At 60.1% G+C, this 25,238-nt stretch carries 28 protein-coding genes; 12 read left to right on the forward strand and 16 right to left on the reverse strand.

Annotated elements, in window-relative coordinates; genetic code table 11:
- Positions 1-149 precede the first annotated feature (149 nt).
- The 3 genes from rpsU (at position 150) to ACODTY_RS16960 (ending at position 2,057) form a co-directional block, all read left to right on the forward strand.
- Entirely contained in the window at positions 150-410 is a 261-nt protein-coding gene (rpsU, locus tag ACODTY_RS16950; protein ID WP_488995391.1) for a 30S ribosomal protein S21, read from the forward strand.
- Positions 411-552: 142 nt separating this feature from the next.
- A complete protein-coding gene (locus ACODTY_RS16955) occupies positions 553-1,398 on the forward strand; it encodes a tetratricopeptide repeat protein (RefSeq protein WP_488995392.1) in 846 nt (281 codons plus the stop codon).
- Between the two features lie 182 nt (positions 1,399-1,580).
- Positions 1,581-2,057 carry a DUF992 domain-containing protein gene (locus ACODTY_RS16960; protein WP_488995393.1) on the forward strand — a complete coding sequence of 159 codons (477 nt, stop codon included), beginning with the start codon at positions 1,581-1,583 and terminating at the stop codon, positions 2,055-2,057.
- A gap of 87 nt (positions 2,058-2,144) precedes the next feature.
- Here ACODTY_RS16960 and coaBC read toward each other — a convergent pair whose 3' ends face one another.
- Genes coaBC through ubiE form a run of 3 tightly spaced genes read right to left on the reverse strand, consistent with a single transcriptional unit; the run spans position 2,145 to position 6,044 of the window.
- Positions 2,145-3,620, reverse strand: coding sequence for a bifunctional phosphopantothenoylcysteine decarboxylase/phosphopantothenate--cysteine ligase CoaBC (gene coaBC / locus ACODTY_RS16965; protein WP_488995394.1), 1,476 nt, complete (start codon positions 3,618-3,620; stop codon positions 2,145-2,147).
- Positions 3,621-3,679: 59 nt separating this feature from the next.
- A complete protein-coding gene (gene ubiB, locus ACODTY_RS16970; RefSeq protein WP_488995395.1) occupies positions 3,680-5,254 on the reverse strand; it encodes a 2-polyprenylphenol 6-hydroxylase in 1,575 nt (524 codons plus the stop codon).
- A 13-nt stretch (positions 5,255-5,267) separates the two neighbouring features.
- Positions 5,268-6,044: a bifunctional demethylmenaquinone methyltransferase/2-methoxy-6-polyprenyl-1,4-benzoquinol methylase UbiE gene (gene ubiE, locus ACODTY_RS16975; RefSeq protein WP_488995396.1), complete on the reverse strand. Its 777-nt coding sequence runs from the start codon at positions 6,042-6,044 to the stop codon at positions 5,268-5,270.
- Between the two features lie 102 nt (positions 6,045-6,146).
- Here ubiE and ACODTY_RS16980 point away from each other — a divergent pair, with 102 nt between their 5' ends.
- The 3 genes from ACODTY_RS16980 (at position 6,147) to ACODTY_RS16990 (ending at position 8,515) form a co-directional block, all read left to right on the forward strand.
- On the forward strand, positions 6,147-7,124 hold the full coding sequence (locus ACODTY_RS16980) for an adenosine deaminase (protein WP_488995397.1): 978 nt from the start codon (positions 6,147-6,149) through the stop codon (positions 7,122-7,124).
- A 92-nt stretch (positions 7,125-7,216) separates the two neighbouring features.
- Positions 7,217-7,846, forward strand: a complete 630-nt coding sequence (gene upp, locus ACODTY_RS16985) for a uracil phosphoribosyltransferase (protein WP_488995398.1) — start codon at positions 7,217-7,219, stop codon at positions 7,844-7,846.
- A 105-nt stretch (positions 7,847-7,951) separates the two neighbouring features.
- The gene (locus tag ACODTY_RS16990) at positions 7,952-8,515 is read left to right on the forward strand and encodes a TIGR02281 family clan AA aspartic protease (RefSeq protein ID WP_488995399.1); all 564 of its coding nucleotides are present in this window, start codon (positions 7,952-7,954) and stop codon (positions 8,513-8,515) included.
- A gap of 10 nt (positions 8,516-8,525) precedes the next feature.
- Here ACODTY_RS16990 and deoA read toward each other — a convergent pair whose 3' ends face one another.
- The 6 genes from deoA to ACODTY_RS17020 are packed head-to-tail and all read right to left on the reverse strand — an operon-like array spanning position 8,526 to position 14,750.
- Positions 8,526-9,845, reverse strand: a complete 1,320-nt coding sequence (gene deoA, locus ACODTY_RS16995; RefSeq protein WP_488995400.1) for a thymidine phosphorylase — start codon at positions 9,843-9,845, stop codon at positions 8,526-8,528.
- Between the two features lie 39 nt (positions 9,846-9,884).
- A complete protein-coding gene (locus tag ACODTY_RS17000; RefSeq protein ID WP_488995401.1) occupies positions 9,885-10,691 on the reverse strand; it encodes a purine-nucleoside phosphorylase in 807 nt (268 codons plus the stop codon).
- Complete coding sequence (gene cdd, locus ACODTY_RS17005) at positions 10,688-11,080, reverse strand: cytidine deaminase (protein ID WP_488995402.1); 393 nt, start codon at positions 11,078-11,080, stop codon at positions 10,688-10,690. The genes ACODTY_RS17000 and cdd overlap by 4 nt, the downstream gene beginning before the upstream one ends.
- A gap of 28 nt (positions 11,081-11,108) precedes the next feature.
- A complete protein-coding gene (locus ACODTY_RS17010; protein ID WP_488995403.1) occupies positions 11,109-12,080 on the reverse strand; it encodes an ABC transporter permease in 972 nt (323 codons plus the stop codon).
- A 1-nt stretch (position 12,081) separates the two neighbouring features.
- Positions 12,082-13,221, reverse strand: a complete 1,140-nt coding sequence (locus tag ACODTY_RS17015) for an ABC transporter permease (protein ID WP_488995404.1) — start codon at positions 13,219-13,221, stop codon at positions 12,082-12,084.
- Complete coding sequence (locus ACODTY_RS17020; RefSeq protein WP_488995405.1) at positions 13,218-14,750, reverse strand: ABC transporter ATP-binding protein; 1,533 nt, start codon at positions 14,748-14,750, stop codon at positions 13,218-13,220. The genes ACODTY_RS17015 and ACODTY_RS17020 overlap by 4 nt, the downstream gene beginning before the upstream one ends.
- A 200-nt stretch (positions 14,751-14,950) precedes the next feature.
- Here ACODTY_RS17020 and ACODTY_RS17025 point away from each other — a divergent pair, with 200 nt between their 5' ends.
- Entirely contained in the window at positions 14,951-15,157 is a 207-nt protein-coding gene (locus tag ACODTY_RS17025; RefSeq protein ID WP_488995444.1) for a SlyX family protein, read from the forward strand.
- A 47-nt stretch (positions 15,158-15,204) separates the two neighbouring features.
- Positions 15,205-15,615, forward strand: a complete 411-nt coding sequence (locus ACODTY_RS17030; RefSeq protein WP_488995406.1) for a hypothetical protein — start codon at positions 15,205-15,207, stop codon at positions 15,613-15,615.
- A 15-nt stretch (positions 15,616-15,630) separates the two neighbouring features.
- Here ACODTY_RS17030 and ACODTY_RS17035 read toward each other — a convergent pair whose 3' ends face one another.
- The 4 genes from ACODTY_RS17035 to ACODTY_RS17050 form a co-directional block, all read right to left on the reverse strand.
- Entirely contained in the window at positions 15,631-16,683 is a 1,053-nt protein-coding gene (locus tag ACODTY_RS17035; protein WP_488995407.1) for a hypothetical protein, read from the reverse strand.
- Positions 16,684-16,707: 24 nt separating this feature from the next.
- Entirely contained in the window at positions 16,708-17,697 is a 990-nt protein-coding gene (locus tag ACODTY_RS17040; protein ID WP_488995408.1) for a BMP family lipoprotein, read from the reverse strand.
- Between the two features lie 207 nt (positions 17,698-17,904).
- Positions 17,905-18,570 carry a peptide-methionine (S)-S-oxide reductase MsrA gene (gene msrA, locus ACODTY_RS17045; RefSeq protein WP_488995409.1) on the reverse strand — a complete coding sequence of 222 codons (666 nt, stop codon included), beginning with the start codon at positions 18,568-18,570 and terminating at the stop codon, positions 17,905-17,907.
- A 39-nt stretch (positions 18,571-18,609) separates the two neighbouring features.
- On the reverse strand, positions 18,610-18,933 hold the full coding sequence (locus tag ACODTY_RS17050; RefSeq protein WP_488995410.1) for a hypothetical protein: 324 nt from the start codon (positions 18,931-18,933) through the stop codon (positions 18,610-18,612).
- 76 nt (positions 18,934-19,009) lie between these two features.
- On the opposite strand from ACODTY_RS17050, the gene ACODTY_RS17055 reads away from it, so the two are divergent.
- From ACODTY_RS17055 to ACODTY_RS17070, 4 genes are all read left to right on the forward strand, one after another.
- The gene (locus tag ACODTY_RS17055; protein ID WP_488995411.1) at positions 19,010-20,011 is read left to right on the forward strand and encodes a phosphatase PAP2 family protein; all 1,002 of its coding nucleotides are present in this window, start codon (positions 19,010-19,012) and stop codon (positions 20,009-20,011) included.
- 387 nt (positions 20,012-20,398) lie between these two features.
- Complete coding sequence (locus tag ACODTY_RS17060) at positions 20,399-20,581, forward strand: Flp family type IVb pilin (protein ID WP_488995412.1); 183 nt, start codon at positions 20,399-20,401, stop codon at positions 20,579-20,581.
- 218 nt (positions 20,582-20,799) lie between these two features.
- Positions 20,800-21,099 (forward strand): hypothetical protein, encoded by a 300-nt coding sequence (locus ACODTY_RS17065; protein ID WP_488995413.1) that lies wholly within the window; start codon positions 20,800-20,802, stop codon positions 21,097-21,099.
- Positions 21,100-21,211: 112 nt separating this feature from the next.
- Positions 21,212-21,673: an NUDIX hydrolase gene (locus ACODTY_RS17070; protein WP_488995414.1), complete on the forward strand. Its 462-nt coding sequence runs from the start codon at positions 21,212-21,214 to the stop codon at positions 21,671-21,673.
- A gap of 2 nt (positions 21,674-21,675) precedes the next feature.
- Here ACODTY_RS17070 and ACODTY_RS17075 read toward each other — a convergent pair whose 3' ends face one another.
- The 3 genes from ACODTY_RS17075 to ACODTY_RS17085 are packed head-to-tail and all read right to left on the reverse strand — an operon-like array spanning position 21,676 to position 25,236.
- A complete protein-coding gene (locus ACODTY_RS17075) occupies positions 21,676-22,524 on the reverse strand; it encodes a citryl-CoA lyase (protein WP_488995415.1) in 849 nt (282 codons plus the stop codon).
- Entirely contained in the window at positions 22,521-23,699 is a 1,179-nt protein-coding gene (locus tag ACODTY_RS17080) for a CaiB/BaiF CoA transferase family protein (protein WP_488995416.1), read from the reverse strand. Before ACODTY_RS17080 ends, ACODTY_RS17075 begins: the two co-directional genes overlap by 4 nt.
- Before the next feature lie 13 nt (positions 23,700-23,712).
- Positions 23,713-25,236: a tripartite tricarboxylate transporter permease gene (locus ACODTY_RS17085; RefSeq protein WP_488995417.1), complete on the reverse strand. Its 1,524-nt coding sequence runs from the start codon at positions 25,234-25,236 to the stop codon at positions 23,713-23,715.
- Positions 25,237-25,238 lie beyond the last annotated feature (2 nt).

The raw sequence follows: 25,238 nt of genomic DNA on the forward strand, positions 1-25,238 counted from the left end.
GCGGATTTGATCGGTTTCGCCACTCTTTATGTGGACATGCCCCGTCGATTCTGCTATCAGCCGCCAAAATTCGTGGTGGAGCCCGCCACGGAGGCTTGTGGCTATGGCCGCTTGCAAGATGGTTTCGAACCCGAAAGACAGGATTGCCCGTGCAGGTACTCGTCCGCGACAACAACGTTGATCAGGCGCTTCGTGCGCTGAAGAAGAAGATGCAGCGCGAAGGCATCTTCCGTGAAATGAAGATGCGCGGACATTACGAGAAGCCCTCGGAGAAGCGCGCCCGCGAAAAGGCTGAAGCCGTTCGCCGCGCCCGCAAGCTGGCTCGCAAGCGCGCCCAGCGCGAAGGCCTCCTTCCCAGCACGCCGCGTCCGGCAGCAGCGGCAGCCGGTGCTGCACGCGCACCGCGCTGATCACGCCAGTTTTTTGCCCCTTTCGGGGGATATTTGAGGTGGCGCGATGCTCAATCGCGGCCACCTTTTATTTTGGGTTGGAATGAGCGAACGCGAGGCGGCGCGGGGCTGGGCCAGCTAGAGAGACGAGGACAACACAGCGATGGATGCTTTGAGCGATAGGCGCAGGACCTCATTTGGTGGTTTTGCGCTGGCGGCGGCTTTCACTTCCCTATTGGCACTGGCCGCATGCCAGTCCGCCCCGGTAGGTGAACTGGCCAGTATCGACACCGCGCAAGGCTCGGCGGAAAACATTTCCTCGCTGACGCAGGTCATCAACTCGAATCCGAGCGACCCGGAAGGCTACAATGTGCGCGGTTCCGCCTATGGCCGCGGCGGCAAGTACCAGCAGGCGCTCAGGGACTTCGACAAGGCGATCGAACTCAACCCGAATTTCTACCAGGCCTATTCGAACCGCGCGCTGATCTATCGCTTCATGGGCGACCAGGCCAATGCGTTGGCCGACTACAACCGGTCGATCCAGATCAACGCGAACTACGATGCCGCCTATATCGGCCGCGGCAATCTTTACCGCAAGGCTGGGCGCACGCAGGAAGCCTTCAACGATTTCCAGAAGGCCATCCAGCTCGATACCACCGACGCGCGCGCCTATCACAATCGCGGCCTGATCTATCAGAGCCAGGGCCAGCACAACTACGCCATCGAGGACTTCTCGACCTCGATCTCGCTGGCACCGGATGCCTCCGAGCCCTACAACGGGCGTGGCCTGTCCTATCTGGCCTTGAACCAGGAAGACAATGCTTTCGCCGACTTCAACATGGCGATCAAGCTCGACCCGAAGAACGCCGAAGCGTGGACCAACCAGGCGCTGGTTTATGAGCGGCGCGGCGACAAGGCAAAGGCGGCAAAGGCCTATGCGGAAGCGGTGCGGCTGAGCCCCACCTACCAGCCGGCCAAGGACGGGCTTTCGCGCACGCGCGCGGCCTGATCGGCGCACATAAGCAGCGAAGTTCAAGGGCCTGAGCGCTGCTCCGACGCCCGTTGCGCGGCGCGTATTTTAGGCCGTGCCATCATCGCGCCACTGTTGCAGGGAACGGTCCACAAGGTGGGGCGTTCTTCAGGTGTCCAACGCTCCAAGCGTTGCCCTTATCCTGCTTCAGGAGAGATTTCATGATCAAGAAACTTACCCTCGCCGCGACTTTTGCCGTCCTTGGCTTGGCAACATCGGCAAATGCCACAGGCCGGTTCGAACTCGGCGTGCTCGACTGCTCTATCGACGGCGGCACGTCCTATGTCGTGACCTCCAACAAGGGCGTGTCGTGCACCTTCAAGCCGTCGAACGGCGGGCCATCCGAAATCTATACGGGCGTGATTTCCAAGCTCGGCGTTGATCTCGGCTCAACCCATCAGGGTCAGTTGGTATGGTCGGTGCTCGCGGCATCGCGCGACTACGACAGCGGCAATTTGGCCGGCAACTACTACGGCGTGAACGCCGAGGCGAGCGTTGTAACCGGCGGCGGCGCAAACCTGCTGCTTGGCGGCTTCCAGCGTTCCTATGCATTGCAGCCGCTTAGCGTGCAGGCACAGACCGGCCTGAATGTCGCGGTCGCGGTGACATCGCTCGAATTGATGCATTCGCTGAAATAGGCTTTCCTTCGGAAAACGGCTTCTGATCTCAAAAGGCGGCGCGTCAGTGCCGCCTTTTCCAATTCGCCCTTTCCGAAATGCGCCCAATCAGGCTTTCTCGGCGATGTTTGCCAACTTCTCCGCAATGAGAGCGGCGAGCCGCTCCGCAACCTCTTCCTTCGTCATCTCCGGCCAAGCATCGACGCCACCGCGCGAAACGATGCGCACACTATTGCGGTCACCGCCCATGACGCCGGAAGAACCGATACCGCTGTCATGCGAGACATCATTGGCAACGATGAAGTCCGCGCCCTTCTTGTTCAGCTTCGCTTCGGCGTTCTGCAGGATGTTCTGGGTCTCGGCCGCAAAGCCGACGACGAGAGAAGGCCGCTTCTCGTGATGGCCGACGCCTGCCAGAATGTCGGGGTTCTCCACCATCTGCAGTGCCGGGGCCCCCTCGCCCGCAACCTTCTTGATCTTTTCGCCGGCTGAGTTGGCAGTGCGCCAATCGGCAACCGCGGCGACGAACACGGCGGCATCCGCAGGCAGCAGTTTCTCGACCGCCGCCTGCATCTCTCGGGCGCTTTCGACATGCGTCATGTTCACGCCGGCAGGATCAGGAATGGTAACCGGGCCGGAGACAAGCTGGACGTCGGCACCCAGCCTTGCCAGCGCAGCAGCGATGGCGTGGCCTTGCTTGCCGGAAGAACGGTTGGCGATGTAGCGCACCGGATCGATCGGCTCATGTGTCGGACCGGACGTGACTATGATCTTGCGGCCCGCCAATGGCCTGGCACCGGGCCTGAGCATTGCTTCGATGGCAGCAACAATCTCCAGCGGCTCGACCATGCGGCCCTCGCCAGCTTCGCCGCTTTCGGCCATCTCGCCGCGCGCCGGGCCGACGAACCTGACGCCGTCCTTTTCAAGCTGGCTGCGATTGCGGCGCGTCGCCGGATGCGTCCACATCCTGGGGTTCATGGCCGGCGCCATCAATACCGGCTTGTTGGTCGCGAGAAGAACGGTGGAAGCAAGATCGTTGGCAAGGCCGTTGGCAAGCTTGGCCATCAGGTCGGCTGTGGCCGGGGCGACGACGATCAGGTCCGCCTCGCGGGACAGGCGGATGTGGCCGATATCATGCTCGTCCTTGCGGTCGAACAGGTCAGTGAAAACATGGTCAGCTGAAAGCGCGCCGACGGACAGCGGCGTGACGAACTCCTGCGCCGCGGCCGTCATGACAGGGCGCACGGCAGCGCCGCGCTCGCGCAGGCGACGGATGAGGTCAAGCACCTTGTAAGCAGCGATGCCGCCCCCAATGACGAGCAAAATACGCTTGTTGGAGAGGCTGCCGGACCGCTCTTTGGCAGGCGATGCGGGTTCGGGCGAAGGCCTGGCCTTGTTGCTTGCAAGCTCGCGCAATGTCGCTTCGATCTGCTCGATGCGGCTTGCCGCGCCAAGCTGACCTTCGACGGCGGCGCGGATCATGAGCCGCGCCTGCTCTTCCATGGAGAGATTGTTCTGCGCCGCCAGTTGGCGAAGCAGTTCCTTCACCTCATCATCGAGATTTCGGATCGTGATATTGGCCATGATAGCAAGCCGCCCTCATCTTCGATAGCAATGATAGCATTGCTATCGTTTCGAGCAAGTCAGAACAGGCGCCAAGCGATGTAGACGAGCGCAAGCGCGATGACCCAAAGCGCAAGCCGCCCGGAACGCGAGTGGCACGCCTCGGCCTTGCCGATGGCCTGAGCCGTGGCCTCGTCGAAACGCAAGCCATTCTCAGCCATGAGATCGATCTCGCGCGAGAGCCGCTCGGTGCGCGTCGCCATTTCCGGCAGATGGCGGGCCAGAGACGAGAGCGCGTGGAAACCTTCGCGGGCGTCGGCGATCATGCCGCGCGGTCCGAGATTGGACCTGATCCAGTCGCCGACCACCGGTTCCGAGGTCTTCCACATGTTGAAGGCCGGATCGAGCGTACGGGCTACGCCCTCGACCACGACCATGGTCTTTTGCAGGAGGATCAGCTCCGGCCGGGTCTCCATGTCGAATAGTTCGGTGACTTCGAACAACAAGGTCAGCAGCTTGGCCATGGAAATGGTTTCGGCCGGCTGGCCGTGGATCGGTTCGCCAATGGCGCGGATGGCCTGGGCGAAGGCCGCGACATCGTGCCTGTGCGGCACATAGCCGGCCTCGAAATGCACTTCCGCCACGCGTAGGTAGTCGCGTGTAATGAAGCCGTAGAGGATCTCGGCAAGGAAGCGGCGTTCCTTCTTGCCGAGACGGCCGGCTATGCCGAGATCGACAGCGACGATGGTGCCGTTGGCTTCAACGAAGAGATTGCCCGGATGCATGTCTGCGTGGAAGAAGCCGTCGCGCAGCGTGTGGCGCAGGAACGACTGAATAAGATTGGCGGCAATGGCCTTGAGATCATGGCCGGCAGCATCAAGCGCGGCGACATCGTTCATCTTGATGCCGTCGACCCACTCCATGGTGAGCACGTCGCGGCCCGTGCGTTCCCAATCGACGGCTGGAACGCGGAAGCCCGGATCTTCCTTGATGTTTTCGCCAAGTTCCGAAAGGGCGGCTCCTTCAAGCCGGAGGTCCATTTCGATGCGCGTGGTCTGGGCAAGGGTCTGGGTGACCTCTACGGGCCTCAGGCGACGCGAGGAGGGTATGTATTTTTCCTGCAGGCGCGCCGCTAGGAAGTAGCTGTCGAGATCGTGCTGGAAACGGCGGCGAACGCCGGGCCTGATAACCTTGACGGCAACGTGCCTGCGCTCTCCGACCTGATCGACTTCAGCCGGATGCACTTGCGCGATGGAGGCAGCGGCAACCGCGTCGCCAAAGTTCAGATAGAGATCGCCGACCGGCCGCCCGAGCGAAGCCTCGACCGCCGCAATGGCTTCCGCCTTCGGGAAGGTCTGCATCTTGTCCTGCAGCAAAGCGAGGTCGAGCGCGATGTCGTTGCCGACCACATCAGGGCGCGTGGCAAGAAACTGCCCAAGCTTCACATAAGAGGGGCCGAGCCGCGCCACCGCCCGCGCCAGCCTATCCGTGCGCTGCTGGCTGAGCGCGCGCCGCCGCGTGAACATGACGGCCACGCGCCAGCCGAACTTGGGCAGGCCGGAAAGCTGGTCGCCGGGAACGGCAGCCACGACGCCTTCCCGCACCAGAACCCAGCCAGCCCGCACGAGGCGGAACGCGGCACCCAGACTGCTCATGAGGCCGATCCCGTCAAAGCTTCCAGCCCGAATGCAGCGCGGCAATACCGCCGGAATAATTGCGGAACGTGACGCGGTCGAAGCCGGCTTTTGCGATCATTTCGGCAAAATTCTTCTGGTCGGGGAACTTGCGGATCGATTCGACGAGGTAGGAATAGGGCTCGCCGTCGCCGGTCACCATCTTGCCGATGCGGGGGATGGCGTTGAACGACCAGGCTTCGTAGACGCGGTCGAGCAACGGCATGTCGACGTCGGAAAATTCTAGGCAGAGAAAGCGGCCGCCGGGTTTGAGGACGCGGTAGGCTTCAGACAAGGCCTTATCGATGCGCGGCACGTTGCGGATGCCGAAGGCGATCGTATAGGCATCGAATGTCGCATCGGCGAACGGCAGTTCCTCGGCATTGGCTTCGACGAAGTCGGCATTGGCGGCAAGCCCGTTCTTGGCGGCGCGGTCACGGCCGACATCAAGCATGGAGCCGTTGATATCTAGCACAGTCGCATGGGCATTGCGCTGGCTGGCCTCGATGATGCGAAACGCGATATCGCCGGTGCCGCCGGCAACATCGAGCACCTTCCAGCCGGGACGTTTTGAGGGGTTGAGCCACGCGACCATGGCGTCTTTCCACAGCCGGTGCATGCCAGCAGACATGAGGTCGTTCATCAGGTCGTAGCGGTTGGCGACCTTGTGGAACACTTCGTTGACCAGCGGCTGCTTGTCGCCGGTGCCGACCTGGCGAAAGCCGTACGATGTTTCCATGCCGCCCTGAGCGGTCGTTCTTTCAACTGACATGATTTTGATCCGCCATAAAACCGGCGGGACCATAGCCGATCAGGATACCGGGCGCTATGTCTTTAGGCGCGGCGCTCAGCCGCTGCAGATGAAGGAAAAACGATGCCGCTGAAAGCCGAACTGCACTGCCATATCGAAGGAGCGGCCTCTCCAGAACTGGTCATCCGGCAGGCGGAAAAATACGGCAAGGACCCCTCGCCCTTCATCAGGGAAGGCTCGTTTGTCTGGCATGATTTCACCAGTTTCCTTGCCGCATACGACTTTTCGGCGGACCTTTTCCGATCCGAGGATGACTACGCTCTCCTGGCCGATCACTACCTGACCAGCCTCGCGCGCGACGGAGCCATTTATTCGGAGGTGTTCACCTCGCCCGACCATGCAATCCGCGCCGGACTGTCGCCGCAGGCCTATACCGATGCGCTGGGCGAAGGCATGCTGCGCGCCAAGGCAAAGACCGGCATCGAGGGCCGCATGATCGTGACCGGCGTGCGCCATGTCGGCGTCGAGGCAATCGAGCAGGCGGCGCGCTTTGCAGCCAAATGCGACCATCCGCTGGTGACCGGATTCGGCGTTGCCGGCGACGAGCGCATGGGCGATTTCGAGGACTATGTCCGCGCCTTCGAGATTGCGCGCGAAGCAGGCCTCGGCATCACCATCCATGCCGGAGAACTGATGGGCTGGGAAAGCGTTGCCGCAGCGCTCGACCATATCCGGCCTTCCCGCATAGGGCACGGCGTGCGGGCAATCGAGAATGCCGATCTGGTGCGCCGCATCGCCGACGAAGGCATCGTGCTGGAATGCTGCCCCGGTTCCAACATCGCGCTTTCGGTCTTTCCTGATTTCGCCAGCCATCCGTTTCCGGCGCTCAAGGAAGCAGGTTGCAAGGTAACGCTGAATTCCGATGACCCGCCCTATTTTTGGACTTCGCTGAAGCGCGAGTATGACATCGGGCGCGAGCACTTCGGAATGGACGACAAGGCGCTTGTCGCCGTCACGAAAACCGCCATCGAGGCCGCCTTTGTCGACCGCAAGACACGGTCTGACCTGCTTTCCCGGTTGAACAGCAGCAGTAGCCGTTGATTCTGCCGGCGAAAGCTGTGATTGGCACCTGACCGGCGGTTTCTTGCGCAACTGCCACTCGCTAGTATAGCTGCCAAACACGGAGAAACATCATGAAGGGCGTCACCGTCGTCGACCATCCGCTTGTGCAGCACAAGCTCAGCATCATGCGAAACAAGGAAACGTCGACGGCTGGCTTCCGGCGTTTGTTGCGCGAGATTTCGCTCCTTCTCTGCTACGAGGTGACCCGCGACCTCGAATTGACGACGACCAAGATCCAGACGCCAATCGAGGAGATCGACGCACCGATCCTTGAGGGCAAGAAGCTTGTGTTCGCGTCCGTGCTGCGCGCGGGCAACGGCTTGCTGGAGGGCTTGCTCGATCTGGTGCCGGCAGCGCGTGTCGCCCATATCGGACTTTACCGCGACCACGAGACGCTGGAAGCGATCGAGTATTTCTTCAAGGCGCCGAGCGATCTTGCCGACCGGCTGGTCATCGTCGTCGACCCGATGCTGGCGACGGCCAATTCGGCAATTGCGGCCATCGACAAGCTGAAGGCGCGCGGCGCCACCAATCTCCGCTTCCTGTGCCTGTTGGCAGCGCCGGAGGGCATCGAGCGTTTCACCACCGCGCATCCGGACGTGCCGGTGTTCACCGCATCTATCGACCGCCAGCTCAACGAGAAGGGCTACATCATGCCCGGCCTCGGCGATGCCGGTGACCGCATGTACGGCACGAAATAGCCAGCGTTTACCGGAAATTTACATAATTTGACGGTCGAAGCGCCGTTTTTAAACCGCTGGATACCATAAGCTGACTAGGCTGGGCGCTCTGATCGGGGCAAGCCCATGCTGCGAAGTCTGCTTTTTCTGGGAGTTATTATCGGCGTATCGACCGCGATACCCGCGCTCTACCAGTCGAATCCGGAAGCCTTCGAGACGGTGCTGAAATCGGTCTACGGGACCGACGAACCAACCGACGCGACAACTTCAGAAATCAACCTGACAACGCCGGCTCCAGGCAATGTCGAACAGCCGCTTGGACGCAAGGTGTTGCTTCAGCAGGACCAGTCAGGGCATTTTTCAGCGCCCTTCAGGGTGAATGGACGCCAGATCGACGCGCTGGTCGATACCGGCGCGACATTGGTTGCGCTTACGACATCGACAGCGCGCCGGGTCGGAATTTCATTGAACCCTTCCGATTTCCGCCATGAAGTCAGCACCGCCAACGGCAAGATCCGCGGCGCTGCCGTGACCATCGACCGGCTACAGATCGGCAAGATCAATCTGGACAATGTCCAGGCAATCGTACTCGATGACCGGGCCCTGCAGACCAACCTGATCGGCATGAGCTTTCTTGGTCGGCTTGCCAGCTACAAGGCCGAGAACGGCACGCTGCTGCTGGCGCAGTAAAATAGAAGCATCAATCGCGCGGGAGTACGCGGCGCAGGATCGCCTTGTCCGGTGACGACCGCGCCGGCCCGATTGTGTAAGCGGCAAGCACCGCAGCGGACGCTCGCTCCACCTGATCCTCGTTCCGCGCATGCACAAGGGCCAATGTGTCGCCCACGCGAACTTCGGCACCCACAGGCAACAGGCGCGTAAGGCCGACGGCATGATCGACCTTGTCTTCCGGCCGGGTGCGCCCGCCACCCAGTTCGACCACGGCAAGCCCAATGGCGCGCGTGGCAACACCAGTAACAAAGCCACCTTGTTGCGCTTTGACCGGTCGCTCGACCGGCGCTTTCGGCAGATATTTTTCAGGCTTGTCGATCAAGTCAGCGGGGCCGCCGAGGACGCTGACCATGCGCGCAAACACGGCAGCCGCGCGCCCACCTTCCAAAGCCTCGCCGGCACGGCGAAAGCCATCCTGATTGGATGAGGCAAGGCCCGCCAGTTGCAGCATTTCGGCGGCAAGCGCCAAAGTGACATCCTCCAGCCGCTTGTCGCGCAAACGTCCGGTCAGGAAATCGACCGCATTCTGAACCTCGACGGCATTGCCGGCTGCGGAGGCAAGCGGCTCGTTCATGCCAGTGATCAGCGCGGAGGCTTTCAGGCCGGCACCGTTCGCGACCTCGACCAGGCTGGTTGCCAAGGCCGTCGCGTCGCGCGACTTTTCCATGAAAGCGCCGTTGCCGACTTTGACGTCGAGAACGAGCGACTTGAGGCCGGCGGCCAGCTTCTTCGACAGGATGGACGCCGTGATGAGCGGAACCGACTCGACCGTCGCGGTGACATCGCGAATGCCATAGAGCCGCCTGTCGGCCGGAGCGAGATCGGCGGTTTGCCCGATGATCGCGGCACCGGTTTCGACAACCGCCTTGCGAAACAGCGCAAGGTCGGGCTGCGAAGCATAGCCCGGAATGGAATCCATCTTGTCCAGCGTGCCGCCGGTGTGGCCAAGGCCACGGCCGGAAATCATCGGCACATAGGCTCCGCAGGCTGCAACGATCGGCGCCAGCATCAAGGATACGTTGTCGCCGACGCCGCCCGTGGAATGCTTGTCGCTGACCGGACCCGGCAGGTCCGACCAGTCGAGCACATCGCCCGAGTCGCGCATGGCGAGCGTGAGCGCAACAACCTCGTCGCGATTCATGCCGTTGAAGAACACGGCCATGGCAAAAGCCGCCGCCTGCCCTTCCGTAACCGTGCCGGAAGCAAGACCTGAGATGAAAGCTGCGATGTCGCCAGCCGCCAGCTTGCCGCCGTCGCGCTTGGCGCGGATGAATTCCTGGGGCAGCATTACCGGTCCTCGCTGCCTTCTTGCCAGCATGAGAGGCCGCTATCCATCGAGCAGCCTCTTGCGAAAGACGTATTTGAGAACAGTTGCCAGGCGCGCGCCGCCAAGTGGCGCCATGTCCTTGGTTTCCTGATGCGACAGTTCGGCACCGGTCATTCCGGCGGCAAAGTTGGTGATGACCGAACAGGCGGCAACGCGAAGCCCGAAAAAGCGGGCCAGGATGACCTCGGGCACGGTGGACATGCCGACCGCGTTGGCTCCGAACACCCGCGCCATGCGGATCTCGGCGGGCGTCTCGAAGGACGGCCCCGAGAACCACATATAGACGCCCTTGTGCAACTGGGTGTGAGTGGCCTTCGCCGCTGTTTCAAAGGCCGAGCGCATATCGGCGTCGTAAGCCTCGGTGAGACCGACGAAACGGCGGTCGCTCGGCTCGCCGAACAACGGGTTCGAGCCTGAAAAATTGATGTGATCGGCGATCAGCATGATCGAGCCGGGCGGCATTTCGGGATCCAGCGAGCCAGCCGCATTGGTCAAAATGAGCTTGTTTACGCCGAGGCCGGCAAGCGTCTCGATGACCGGGCGCATGACGGCGGCGTCGCCGTGCTCGTAGTAGTGGGCGCGGCCTGACAGCATCAGCACCGGCTGGCCGGCGAAACTGCCAGCCACGACCTCGCCGACATGGCCGGTGACGCCACTTTTGGGAAATCCCGGCAATTCGGAATGTGGAACGCGGATGGGGTCTTCTATCTGATCAGCGAGATTGCCAAGACCGGAGCCCAATACCATGGCTGTCGTGGGCATCAGCCCGTCCAGCCGTTCCGTGAGACGGTCGATTGCCTGCTTCATTTGAGGATATCGCCGCGGAAGCCGTAGGGCAGCATGTCGCCCATCGTTACGGTTTCAGCTACGCCGGTTTCATCGCAGAGATAGAGCCGGGTGTCTGGCCGGGTGAACTCGGCCAGCCGCTGGCGGCATCCCCCGCAGGGCGAACATTTGGCCATGCGCTCTGCGATCACGGCGATTTCGACGATCTTGCCGCCTCCGCCCATGATGTAATGCCCGAGCGCCGTGGTTTCGGCGCACCAGCCTTCGGGATAAGACGCAACTTCGATGTTGGCCCCGGCAAAAACCCGGCCATCCTCGGTGCGGATGGCAGCGCCGACCGGAAATTTCGAATAGGGCGCATAGGCCTTGGCCATGGCCGCTTTCGCGGCGAGGTAGAGGTCGTGCGACATTACCGGCATCCACCTTCTTGGATCATGCTCAGCGCTCCTTCACGTATGGCACGCCGCCGGCACGCGGCGGGATCGCCTTGCCGATGAAGCCAGCCAGCAGCACGACAGTCAAAATGTAGGGCAGCGCCTGCATGAACTGCACCGGCACCTTGCCGATGATCGGCAGCGGCGTGCCCTGAAGACGGATCGCCAATGCGTCGAGGAAGCCAAACAGCAGGCAGGCGAACATGGCGTTGACCGGCTTCCACTTGGCGAAGATGAGTGCGGCAAGCGCGATGTAGCCCTTGCCGGCGGTCATGTCTTTTACGAAGCCGCCGTTTTGCGTCATCGAGAGGTATGCACCGGCCAGTCCGGTCAACACGCCGGTGCACAAAAGCGCGCGATAGCGCAGCCACGTAACCGAAATGCCTGCGGTATCGACGGCCGCCGGGTTTTCGCCGACGGCGCGCAGGCGCAGGCCGAAGCGCGTGCGGTAAAGCACCCACCAGGTGATCGGCACCATGGCAAAGGCGATGTAGGCGATCAGAGAGTGCCCCGACAACAGCTCGGAATAGAGGTGACCGAGCACGGGAACATCCTTGACTGCGTCGGCCCCGGGCAAGGTGATGGGCGAGAACCGTTCGCCTTCGGCCAGTGCCGGCGTGCGCCCGCCTTGCTGGAACCATGCCTGGCCGAGAATGACCGTGGAGCCTGCTGCGATGAAGTTAATGGCGACGCCGGACACGATCTGGTTGCCGCGATGAGTGATCGAGGCAAAGCCATGGATCATGGCAAAGGAGATCGAGATGAGGATCGCCATGCCGAGCCCGATGAAGGCGGAGTGGAAAACGGACGCGGCGGCGGCACCGGCAAAGGCGCCGACCAGCATCTTGCCTTCAAGGCCGATGTCGAAGATGCCGGAGCGTTCCGAATAGAGGCCGGCGAGACAGGCCAGCAACAGCGGCACGGACAGGCGAAGAGTGGAGTCGAGCGTCTGGATGATGATGTTGAAGATGTCCATGCTACGCCCCCTTGCCCTTGGCCGCAGCCATGCCGACGGACTTCGGACTGAACGACGCGAACAGTGCCTGGATAGACGGCCTGAACATGTGCTCCAGCGCACCGGCGAACAGGATGACCAGCCCCTGGATGATGACGATCATGTCTCGGCTGATCGCAGGCATTTCAAAGGCCAGTTCAGCCCCGCCCTGATAGAGCATGCCGAACAGGATTGCGGCGAGCACGATGCCGACTGGATGCGAGCGCCCCATAAGCGCCACGGCGATGCCGACGAAACCGGCTCCGCTGACGAAATCGATCGCCACATTGTGCTGGTCGCCCATGGTTGGGTTGAGCGCCATCATGCCGCCCAGCGCACCGGAGATCATCATGGTGATGATGATGATGCGGGTTTCCGAGATGCCGGCATAACGCGCCGCCTTGGGGCTGTGTCCGTAGGTGCGGATCTCGTATCCGAGCCGCGTGCGCCAGATCAGCACCCATGTCAGGAAAGCCATCAACAACGCGAGCAGGAAGGAAATGTTGAGCGGGGCCGAACGCACGCGGGCGCCAAACAGTTCGATGACCCAGTTGAGTTTTGGCAGTTGCGCGCCTTCAAGGAAGATGCGCGTTTGCGGAGCCATCGAGCCGACGGGTTTCAACATGCCGACGAGCAGGTACACCATGATCGAAGCGGCGATGAAGTTGAACATGATGGTGGTGATGACGATGTGCGAGCCACGCTTGGCTTGCAGGTAAGCGGGGATCAGCGCCCACAGCGCACCCATCGCCGCCGCCGCTAGCGTTGCCAGCGGAAAGGTCAGCCACCACGGCAAGGTTGCGTCGAATGTGAGACAGACCACCGCGACGCCGAGGCCGGCGATATACGCTTGGCCCTCGGTGCCGATGTTGAACAACCCGCAATGCACAGCCACGGCAACGGAGAGCCCGGTGAAAATGAAGGTGGTGGCGTAGTAGAGCGTAAAGGCGATGCCCTGCCCGCGCCCGAACGCGCCTTCGACGAGAATGGCGGCGGCTCGAAACGGGTTCTCACCGACCAGAAGGACGACGAAACCGGCGACGATGAAGGCAACCGCCAGGTTGATCAGCGGAATCAGTCCGTAATCGGCCCAGGCGGGAAGCTTGGCGTAAGGGGTGCTCACTCTGCGGCCTCCCGCTGTTCGACACCCGCCATGAGCAGGCCAAGCTCGCCTTCGCTCGCTTCCGGTCCGCGTTCGCCAACAATGCGGCCGGCGAACATGACAAGGATGCGGTCGGAGAGCGAACGGATCTCGTCCAGCTCGACCGAGATGAGCAAGACGGCCTTGCCCTGGTCGCGCATGGCGATGAGACGCTTGTGGATGAACTCGATGGCGCCGACATCGACGCCGCGCGTGGGCTGTCCGACGATGAGGACGCCGGGGTCCTGCTCCATTTCGCGCGCGAGCACGATCTTCTGCTGATTGCCGCCGGAAAAATTCGCTGTCTTCAGCCGACAATCCGGTGGCCGAATGTCGTAGCCCTCGATCTTTGACTTCGCATCGTTGCGGATGGCATCGATGTCGAGAAGCAGACCTTTGCGGTAGCGTTCGTCGTCATGGTAGCCGAGGATCGAATTCTCGTTTTCCTCGAATGCCAGCACCAGCCCAACATGATGACGGTCTTCCGGCACATGGGCGAGGCCACGGTCGCGCAATTCGCCGGGGTCGGCTGTGCCCGTCACGTCGATGGGCGTTCCGTCGAGCAGGACAGATCCCGACAGGGCGCGCCGGATGCCGGAAATCGCCTCGATCAGCTCCGATTGGCCATTGCCGGCAACGCCAGCGATGCCGACGATCTCTCCCGCGCGAACGTCGAACGAAACATCGTCAACCATGGTCACGCCGCGCTGGTCGCGCACGGTCAGGTTGGAAACCGCGAGCTTGACCGCGCCTGGGTTTGCCGCGCCCTTTTCGACACGAAGCAGGACGCGCCGGCCGACCATGAGTTCGGCCAGTTCCTCGACCGTTGTCTTCTTGGTTTCGCGCGTCGCCACCATGGTGCCTTGCCGCATGACCGAGACATTGTCGGTGATCGCCATGATCTCACGCAGCTTGTGCGTGATCAGTACGACCGTTTTGCCCTGCTCCTTCAACTGATTGAGGATGCGGAAGAGATGGTCGGCCTCGGCCGGCGTAAGAACCCCTGTGGGTTCGTCGAGGATGAGGATTTCGGCACCGCGATAAAGCGCCTTGAGGATTTCCACCCGCTGCTGGATGCCGACCGGCAGTTCTTCGATTATGGCATCGGGGTCGACTTCGAGGCCGTATTCGCGTTCAAGCCGATGAAGTTCGGAGCGCGCCTTGGCAATGCTGGTCTTGAGCAGCGCCTCGCCTTCCGCTCCGAGGATGATGTTTTCCAGCACGGTGAAGTTCTCCACCAGCATGAAGTGCTGGTGCACCATGCCGATGCCGGCCGCGATGGCATCGTTTGAGGTCTTGATGGCCGCCGGCTTGCCGTTGACCCGGATTTCGCCGCTGTCGGCCTGATAGAATCCGTACAGGATCGACATCAGCGTCGATTTACCCGCTCCATTCTCGCCGACGATGCCGTGGATGGTACCGCGCGGGATTTCGAGATTGATGTCGCGATTGGCATGGACAGCGCCAAAACTCTTGTTGATGCCGATCAATTCGATGGCGGCCTGTCCCATGCGGCTGTTCCCATTGTTTTTTATCGCTTGGTCAAAAATGACTAGCATGGCCCGATGACGGTGCCAATCAGGTCCACTCTCGACAAAAGGCGGACCGCTTGTCAATTTCCCTCACCACACCGTGCCGTGATAATTGCAGGAACAGGCGCCGGCAGATGTTTATTGTCGGGTGGATGACAAGACGAAGGATTCAGCGGATGATCACGACGGACGATCGGCAGACGGCGCTGGAAATCCGTTCCGCCGAACAGGAAAAAATCATCGAAGAGCTATCCGGCCAAATTGCCGAACAATGGAAAGTAATTGAACGCCTGCAGCATAAACTCGACGCGCTGACCGACCGCTTCCTGGAACTGGAAGAGCAGTCAGCCGGCGAGATACCGGTAACGAAACCGCCGCACTGGTAAATAGACGCGGCCGGATCGACAGGTCCTGCCTCTGGGGGACAGTGGCAATGACAGGTGAACGCGACCGCATCAAGCGGGCCGGCAGCTACGTGCTTGGCCTCATGGACGACGACGAACGGGAACGCGCCGAGCGCGATCTGGAACTCGACTCTGCATTTCGCGATGCCGTGCTACAGATGGCAGAGCGGGCGCATGTGTTCGATCTTGGCGACAATGACAGCAGTCACGCCGACGAAGGCTGGAACTCGGTGCTTCAGCGCATATCCGGGCTGCCGCAAATGCAGGGCGCCGGCCGGGACGCTGGCGGAAATTTTGCACCCGTTGGTGCCCCCGTTTCCACTCTTGGGCGTAATGTTACTGACACTGGATCCCACGCAACGGACAAAAAACGCGGCATGATCGTTGCGCTTGGCCTGATCGTAGCCTTCTGCCTTGGTTATTTTGCCGGAAAGTTGTGAAGCATACCCTGATTATTAAACGAAAACATGTTCAAATCGAAAATCAGATATCTTCCTTTGATAAGCAACCTGTAGGAGACCCAAAAGAATACCCGCAGCAAAAGATTCGTGTATGTCATCCGATTCTTTACGCTTCTCAAGGCTAAATCTGCCAGGGAGCTTTTCTGATCCGTGAACCAGAGAAGATCTGATCCCGTACATTTTTCCTATTGTCTTTTCTACATCTAATTTCGCCGTTTGAATTCCAGGAAAAACGACCTTCAACTTAGACTTTAGAGCACCAACTATGGTGTATCCAGTTTCGCCAAGCAACGCTTCGATTCCAGCAACACTCCAAACAATGTCCTGCAACTCATCGCTTATGTAGTGTTGCCGAAAAAGTCGAGTGTATATAGCAAGCGCTCTCGATAGACTCGATGAATCGCTACCAACAATCACACCAGATATACCAGAGTACCACTCCCATACGGAAGGCGTATTAAACTGTCGGAAGGTCGGCCAGCCGAGCTTATCATTCAATACATGAATATATCTCCAGAAACCATTAAATGATCCAATTGCTCTGTATCTATCCGCCGCAGAATCTACAGGATGAAAAGAAAAACAACCCGGCCTCGCGATATTTATCGCGCAACAAAAATTATTAATTAATTTCTGAAACTCGGATGTCATATCTCGCTCAGCAATATGGCGCCTTTCGCTATTGAGAATACACTTGGCCTCTTCACTAAGAAGACCTTCAAATCTTACTAAGCAGACTGGCCCACCTGTGAACTCTTTAGGAGACTCTCCCCAACTAACACATCGTTCGAATCTCGCCCCGTCGCCTTCCCGCTGGGAGTCAAAGTATTTTTCCCAATTGCAAAGGCCAGTGCTTATTTCAATATAGTCAATATTCTTTGAAATGTTCTTAGTACTGAGACGACCGCACCTAAAACTTAGGTCATCAATGCCATTGTGAAAGCAATCGGCGATAAACGGATCATCGTGCCCCCACGGTGTCCATATCGAATCAACGGCAACTATCGAACCCAGAAAGACGCTGGGGTTCCCCCCAGCGTCTTTCATTCTAAAAAAAATGGCCATCCGTAATTAGTAAGGGCAGGCGCTGTCCGACGTGTAATCATGAACCTCGACCGTGCCGGCGATGATGTCGGCCTTGGCCTTTTCGACCGCTGCCTTCATGTCAGCCGTGACGAGATCCTTATTGTTGTCGTCCATGGCGTAGTCGACGCCACCTTCCTTGAGGCCGAGATTGTTCAGGCCGGCGGTGAACTTGTCGTCCTTGGCATCCATGAACGAGTTGTAGACGGCGACGTCGACGCGCTTGAGCATCGAGGTCAGCACTTTGCCGGGCTGCAGGCCGTTCTGGTTGGAATCGACGCCGATGCCGAGCTTGCCGGCGTCTGCGGCCGCTTGCAGAACACCAACACCGGTGCCGCCGGCTGCGGCATAGATGACATCCGCACCCTGGTCGATCTGGGTCTTGGCGATTTCGCCGCCCTTGGCCGGGTCGTTCCAGGCTGCCGGCGTATCGCCGGTCATGTTCTGGATGACGTCCGTTGCGCCCGCCGACTTCGCGCCGCCGACATAGCCGCAACCGAACTTGCGGATCAGCGGAATGTCCATGCCGCCGATGAAGCCGACCTTCTTGGACTTGGAGGCGATCGCCGCCATGACGCCGACCAGATAGGAGCCTTCGTGTTCCTTGAACACCAGCGAGCGCACGTTCGGCAGGTCGACCGAGTCATCGATGATCGCAAATTTGAGTTCAGGATATTCGGCGGCAACCTTCTTCAGGGAATCGACCCAGGAGAAGCCTGCCATGACGATCGGGCTCCGGCCGTCTTCGGCAAAGCGGCGCAGCGCCTGCTCGCGCTGCGAGGCGTTTGAAACCTCGAACTCGACATAGGCAATGCCGGTTTCGGTCTTGAACTTCTCGGCTCCGTTATAGGCAGCCTCGTTGAAGGATTTGTCGAACTTTCCGCCGAGATCGTACAGCAGAGCCGGCTGGATGTCCGCGGCGAAAGCCGGGAAAATCATGGCTGTAGCGGCCAGAAGGCCGAGGACGATACGTTTCATGTGGTCCACACCCTGTCGGTTGTTTTTCCGTTGTAGTGCAGCGCGCCGGTCACTTTCAGCACCGGCGCGCAGATTGGGCGGAAACCTCGGCTCCCGCCAAGACCAATCTGGCATGGCCCGAAACAAAATTCATCCGGAATTTTTGACCTTTTGGAAAATCGCAATCACCAAACCGCGATGGCGCGACCTGGTGTTACCTCCACCACATCAGGCCGAAGCAGCAACCGGAATCGGGCACGGCACGCCCGTTCCCTGAAGGCCGCAATAGCCGTTCGGATTCTTGGCCAGATATTGCTGGTGTTCTTCCTCGGCAAAATAGAACTCGGGCGCGGGTGAAACCTCCGTGCTTATCTTGCTGCGGCCAGCGTTGCGCAAGGAGGCTTCGTAGGCATCGCGCGATGCAATCGCCGCCTGGTACTGGGCTTCGCCATAGGTATAGATCACCGAGCGGTAAGTGGTGCCGACATCGTTGCCTTGGCGCATGCCTTGCGTCGGGTCGTGGCTTTCCCAGAACAGCTTGAGCAATGCGCCGTAGGAAACGACCTTCGGGTCGAATACCACAAGCACCACCTCGGCGTGGCCAGTCAGGCCCGTGCAGGTTTCCTGATAGGTAGGGTTGGGCGTGAGGCCACCGGCATAGCCGGCCGCGGTTACCCACACGCCTTCCGTTTGCCAGAACAGCCGCTCGGCACCCCAGAAGCAGCCCATGCCGAACATGGCCATCTCCAGCCCTTCCGGATACGGTCCCTTGAGCGGATGCCTGGACACATAATGCTTGGCCGCTGTGGGAATAGCCTTGTCGCGGCCGGGGAGAGCCTCGCCGGCTTTCGGCAAGGTAATTTTCTTGTTCAGGATATCACTGAGAAAAAACAACTCGTCTTCCTTTCATTGCGCCAAGGCACCGGAAAGATGTCAGGTCGCGGCGTACCGTCTTGTGGTCCGCTCGCGCCTGTAGCCAACAGCGTAGAATGCAAGCGCAAGGCCGGCGAAAACCACGCAGCCGGGCAGGCTGAGCAGCCAGTTGGCGCCAGCGTCCCACAGAACCGGCGCCATTTTTTCGCGCACGAATATTTCCGCCGTGCTCATTGTCTGAGGCGATACGGCATTCCAGCTCGTCTTGAGCGGCGTCAGGACCAATTGCGAGGCAGCAACGGTGCGCGTTGCGTCAAGCACCGCCATGATAACGGCAACCGACAGCGAAATCATCGCAGCCAAACGGAACACAAAGCGAAACATCCAGATCTTTCCAATGTCTGTTTCGGATAGACAGATATGGCGGACGACGCCTCGGTGCAATCGTTCAAACGAGAAATTGAAGGGCCGCGCCACGGGCTTCTACGCCACGCCGATTAGCGAATTCTTGAGTTTCTTGTGCAAAGCAGGGACCATGAAAAGAGCAGCGACACATCTCTTTCCTGCAGAAGCTTTCGTCCTCAGGGTGACTGTTGCGGCAGCAGTGGCAAACGTAATCCTGATCCTCGCACGCGGTTCACGGGTCGATCTTGCCGCTTACGGTTCGCTAGCCTTGCTTATATCCGGGCTTTTGCTGCTCGGCTTCTTCTACCGGAGATCTGGTAGAAGCGAGCAGATCGGGGCCATGGCGACAAGCGCCGGTCTATTCATCGCTTTCACAGCGGCAATGTCGCTGTTCAATTATCTATTGACGCCGAATCCACGACCAACAATCGATCATTGGCTCTTCCAGATCGATGCAGCCTTGGGTTACGACTGGCCGGGAATGCTCGGATGGGCGGCTCATCATCCGTGGTTTAACGAACTTATGCGCCTTTCCTATGTCGTCACTCTGCCGCAGATTGCGTTGCTGCTTGTGGTACTGAGCCTTGGTTCCCGCCTTGACGACTTGCATGGCCTGATGATCACCGTCGTCATAGCCGGCACGATCGCCGTGATGTTCTGGGGCCTTTTCCCCAGCGCAGGAGCGAAGGCCTATCAGACGGTACCCCAGGACGTGCTGCTGGCGGTTCGTCCGATTGTCGATCCCAACTACGGTTTGGCAATACTGGATTTGCTACGAAATGGAGCACCGTATCTAAGTCCGGACGAGTTTCGCGGGCTTATCGCATTCCCGTCGTTTCATATCGTGCTCGCGTTCGTGGCCTCCTACTATGCACGTAACGTGCGATGGCTGTTTCCTGTCTATCTGACGATCAATGTGTTTGTGTTGCCGGCAGTACTGGTGCATGGCGGCCATCACCTCTGCGATATTCCAGCAGGCCTAGCCGTTCTCGCATTCTCCATCTTCTGCACGAGGGCGGCAATGCGTGGTCAAACAGGCGCACTAGCTACGGCATAAGGTCACTGGTGCGCGCGCCAGTCCGCGCCCCACAGCCAATCAGCTTCTTCCCAGTGTATCGGTCCCGAATTCGATTTCGGATTCGGACAAGACATTCAAAAAATCGAACAAGCTATGAGTGTTTGGCGTATCTGAAAGATCGCAACACGCCTTAACCCTTCCCCAGGCTTCAAACGCCCTTCAAATTGAAGAGCAGAATGCCGCGCTACTGAAGAAATGGATAGAAAAACGACAAATCAGTTCGGCATTTGTTAAGCACGCGCCGGCACTACATTTCGTTTACCATTCCCTTTAACGCAACCGAAATTGGTTCCCTGCAAGGTTAGGCCACGGTTCGACAAGAGACCGTTTTACGGAAGTCACAACCTGGGCAAAAGGAATACTCTCATGACCAAGCTTCTTTCGCGTTTCGTCAAGGACGAGTCGGGCGCCACGGCTATCGAATACGGCCTCATCGCAGCTCTGATCGCTCTGGCGATCATCGTCGGCGCCGGCATGCTCGGCTCCGCTTTGAACACCAAGTTCGGCGAAATCGCCACCTGCGTTGGCGACACCGACAGCTGCCGTTAATCAGTTCATTCACGTTGCCCAGGAGGCAACGAGGGTAAGGAAAGGCCGCCGCAAGGCGGCCTTTCCTTTTCTGGCATACCATCCATCAAAGCGAGACAACCGATCCCAACCCGTTTTCCGGACAGGCATTTCGAATACCGGATTCCACTTTTCGCAATCACACCCTATATGTTTGGGCATAGTAGGTTGAATCCGCCATGCCACGAACTGGAAAACTGATGATCGTTCTTTACGCAAGTCTGGGACTACTTTCCGTAGTGCCGGCATTTTCGCAGGCGGCAGAGCCTCTGGCTTCCATTAACCCCGGCCTCTCCGCGGCCCAGGATCGGGCAACCGAACTCATGGTGCTGCAAAACCAATTGCAGCGGCAGCAATTCCAGCAGCAGCAGGAGCAATTTCGTCAGCAGGACAGGCAGCAGGTCGTACCGCTGCAAGTGCAACGTCCGAGCGTACCAACGATCGGCTCCAACTGCAGAACCGAAGTTTTCGGCAACACATATGTGAAGAAATGCCGCTAGCGCGGTTTGCCTGAAATCATTAGCCGTCTATCTTGTAGCAACAGAATCGGTGCGCGAGCGTCATTCTGGCGACCAGCGATTGGTCTATATGGGCGACGAACGAGATAGTCACATGCCGACACCGAAGAAGAAGGCCATCCGCAAGGCCAAGAAGGGCGAAAGGGTTCGGCAGGTCGCTGCTATTCCCTTCCGCGTCGGCGAGACCGGCGAGATCGAGGTGATGCTGGTTACGTCGCGCGAAACCAAACGTTTTGTCGTGCCCAAGGGCTGGCCGATGAAGGGCAAGAGCGGGCGTAAGGCGGCGACGATCGAGGCGGAGGAAGAAGCCGGCGTGGCCGGCAAGACGCTCAAGGCTCCAGCCGGCGCTTATTCATACTGGAAGCGGCTTTCGGCAGGCTTCGTGCGCGTGGACGTCACCGTCTATCTGCTCAAGGTCGAAGACGAGTTGCCGAAGTGGAAGGAAACGGCAAAGCGCCAGCGCGCATGGCTATCTCCTGCGCAGGCGGCCACCCTGATCGATGAGCCGGAACTGTCCAGCCTGCTGAAGACGCTGACGATACCTGCGGAAGAGTAACGCTAGTTGCCCGAATCTTTATCGGGTAATTCACGTTTCGACGGGCCGGTATAGGCCCATAGCCATTCGCGCGGCAGCGGCCCCTTGTTGCGCTCGCCGCGTTGCGATTGCTCCCATGCATGCGCAAGGATGCCGACAGAACGCGACAGCACGAACAGGCCGCGCGTGAGCGGCGGGGGAAACCCGAGCTCGCCATAGATGACCGCGGTGGCGCCATCGATATTGAGCGGAATTTTCCTACCTTTCCTGCGCGCGATTTCCGCTTCGATCATTTCCGCGATGGCGGCAAAGCGCCCACCGATCACGCCACGAGCCGCAAAATCCCGCGTGATTTCCAAAAGGCGCGGGGCACGCGGATCGACCGGGTGGAAACGATGGCCAAAGCCCGGCACATAGCCGCGCTCTTCTGCAAAAAACTTGTCCAGTCTGAAAGCAACGGCTTGTTCGATTGCCGTGCCTTCATCCATGGCCGCGGCGATATCGCCGTAGAACGAAAGCGCCTGCTCACCGGCTCCACCATGCACATCGCCGAGGACATTGATGGCCGACGCCATGGCGCTGTTGATGCCGACGCCGCAGGTTGCCGCCATGCGGGCAATCGCAATCGAAGGGGCCTGCGGCCCGTGGTCCACTGCTGCGGCCAGCGCAATGCCCAGAAGTTCCGCCTGTTGGTCGCCTGGCAGTTCGCCACGCAGCATCAGCCAGATCGTTGCCGGAAAACTGACACGCCCGATGAGATCCTGGATCTCGTAGCCGCGCAGTCGGATGATGCCGGGCATCATCTCGATGATGGAGGTTTCCCACCATTGCTCACCGCGTGCCTGGCCCTCGCCTTTGTCCCGCTCGCTCACGCCCGCACCTTGGCGCGCTTGGGCAGGTTAGAGAAAACCTCGTCCATGTGCTGGCCGAGCGCCGGTGGCGGCACGATAGGCGATGGGGCTTCTCCATCGACGAGAACGCCGCCGCGAACAACGGTCAACGGGCCTTCGACACCCGGAACCGCTTCAAAACGGGTTGTCAGCTTGCGCTCCACCACTTGCGCTTCGGTAAGCACCTGCGGAATTGTCAGCACCCTGCCGGCGGGAATGCCGGCCCGGTTCATCCGCTCTTCCCAAACCGCGGCTGGCTCAGCGGCAAGTGCAGCTTCGATCAGCACCGTCAGCGCGCTACGGTTGCGTTTGCGCGCCTCGCGCTCCGAAAACCGATGATCGAGCGCCAATTCCGGCACTCCGATGAGCTGGCACAGCGCCACGAACTGCTCCTGCTTGTTCGCCGCGATATTGAGCAGTCCATCGGCCGTGCGAAATGTTCCGGAGGGTGCGGCGGTCATGTTGTCGTTGCCCATGGGGCGCGGATCGACGCCAGCTGTGAGATAGTTGGACACCGGCCAGCCCAAGGCTGACAGGGTACACTCCAGCATCGACACGTCGAGGAAAGCGCCCTGCCCGCTCGCCTTTTGCCGAACCAATGCCGCAGCGATCGAAAACGCGCCGACCAGCCCGCCCAAGGTGTCGGCCACTGGATAGCCGACGCGAAGAGGTGCGGTTTCGGGCGTGCCGGTGATGCTCATGATGCCGGACAGACCTTGGATGATCTGGTCGTAGGCCGGATTGTCGCGCATCGGACCGGTTTGTCCGAAACCCGAAATCGCACAATAGACGAGACTTGGCCGTACCTCTTTCAAGGCTCCGTAGCCTAGGCCAAGTCGCGCCATGACGCCGGGCCGGAAATTCTCGACCAATGCATCTGCCGTTGCGACGAGATCGAGAAACCGCTCCCGGTCGCCAGCGTCCTTGAGATCAAGCACGACCGAGCGCTTGCCTGCGTTCTGCGCGAGAAAAGATGCCCCCATCCCGGCTTCGTTGAGCTTGGCGGAAGCACCGAGCTGCCTTGCCAGATCACCCCCCGATGGGGCCTCGACCTTTATGACGTCGGCTCCGAGCAACGCCAGCTGATAGGCGCAATAGGGCCCGGCCAACACATTGGTGAGGTCGAGAACCCGGATTCCGGTAAGCAGGTCTGTCACGTCCGCTTACCGCTCAGGCGTCGCCGGGAACATGTTCTGGTCCACGCAAGCGCTTGCGGTCGTAGTAAGACCAGATCATCGGCCCGAACATGCCGAGCGCCGCAAGCGTAAGCAGGAACAGCGATAGTGGATGGGTGAAGAACACCGTCCAGTCGCCGTTCGAGATGGTCATGGCGCGGCGGAACTGCGCTTCCGCCAAAGGCCCCAGGATCATGCCAATGATGACTGGCGCGGTGGGGAAATCGAAACGGCGCATCAGGAATCCGGCCGCGCCGAGCAGATAGAGTACGACGAGGTCGGTGACTGACCGTGAAATGCCGTACGTGCCAACGGTAGCGAACACCAGGATGCCGGCATACATCTGCGGCGCGGGAATCTTCAGCAGGCGCACCCACAGGCCGATCAACGGCAGGTTCAGAATGACGAGGATGACGTTGGCAATGAAAAGGCTGGCGATCAGACCCCAGACAAGGTTGCCCTGTGTCGTCAAAAGCAAAGGTCCGGGATTGATGCCGTAGCTCTGGAAGGCGGAGAGCATGATCGCGGCGGTCGCCGATGTCGGCAGGCCAAGCGTCAGCATGGGTACCAGGACGCCCGCCGCCGAAGCGTTGTTGGCAGCTTCCGGACCAGCCACGCCTTCGATGGCGCCGACCGTGCCGAACTCTTCCTTGTGCTTGGAAAGCTTCTTTTCGAGCGCATAGGAAAGGAAGGTCGGGATTTCAGCGCCGCCTGCCGGCATCGCGCCAATGGGGAAGCCGATGAGAGCACCCCTGATCCACGCCTTCCATGAACGTCCCCATTCCTGCGCGGTCATGTAGAGTGAGCCACGCAGCGGCACGATTTCGTCCTTGCCGGCATAGCGGCGCGAGGCGACGTAAAGCGTTTCGCCGACCGCGAACAAGCCAACCGCGCCAATGATGACATCGATGCCGTCAAGCAATTCGGTCGAACCGAATGTGAAGCGCGGTTGCCCAGTCTGGAGATCGACGCCGATCAGTCCGATGACGAACCCGATGAAGAGGCTGGTAAGGCCACGCACTGCCGAGGAGCCCAGCACGGCGGAAACCGTTATGAACGCTAGCACCATCAGTGAAAAATATTCAGCCGGACCGAAGGCCAGCGCGATGCCGACGACAACCGGCGCCAGGAACGCAACGCCCAGCGTACCGATGGTGCCGGCCACGAACGAACCGATGGCGGATGTGGCAAGCGCCGCCCCGCCACGCCCGGAGCGGGCCATCTTGTTGCCCTCCAGCGCGGTGACGATGGTTGCGCTTTCACCCGGCGTGTTGAGCAGGATCGAGGTGGTCGAGCCACCATACATGGCACCGTAATAGATGCCGGCAAACAGGATGAACGATGCTTCCGGCGCTACCTGGTAGGTGATCGGCAACAACAGCGCGATGGTGAGCGCCGGCCCGAGACCCGGCAGCACGCCGATGGCCGTGCCGAGCGTCGTTCCAAGCAGGCACCAAAGCAGATTGACGGGTGTGAAGGCGACCGAAAAGCCGTGTGCCAGTTGGCTGAGAGTGTCCATAT

The sequence above is a fragment of the Mesorhizobium sp. FG116 genome (assembly GCF_057809835.1).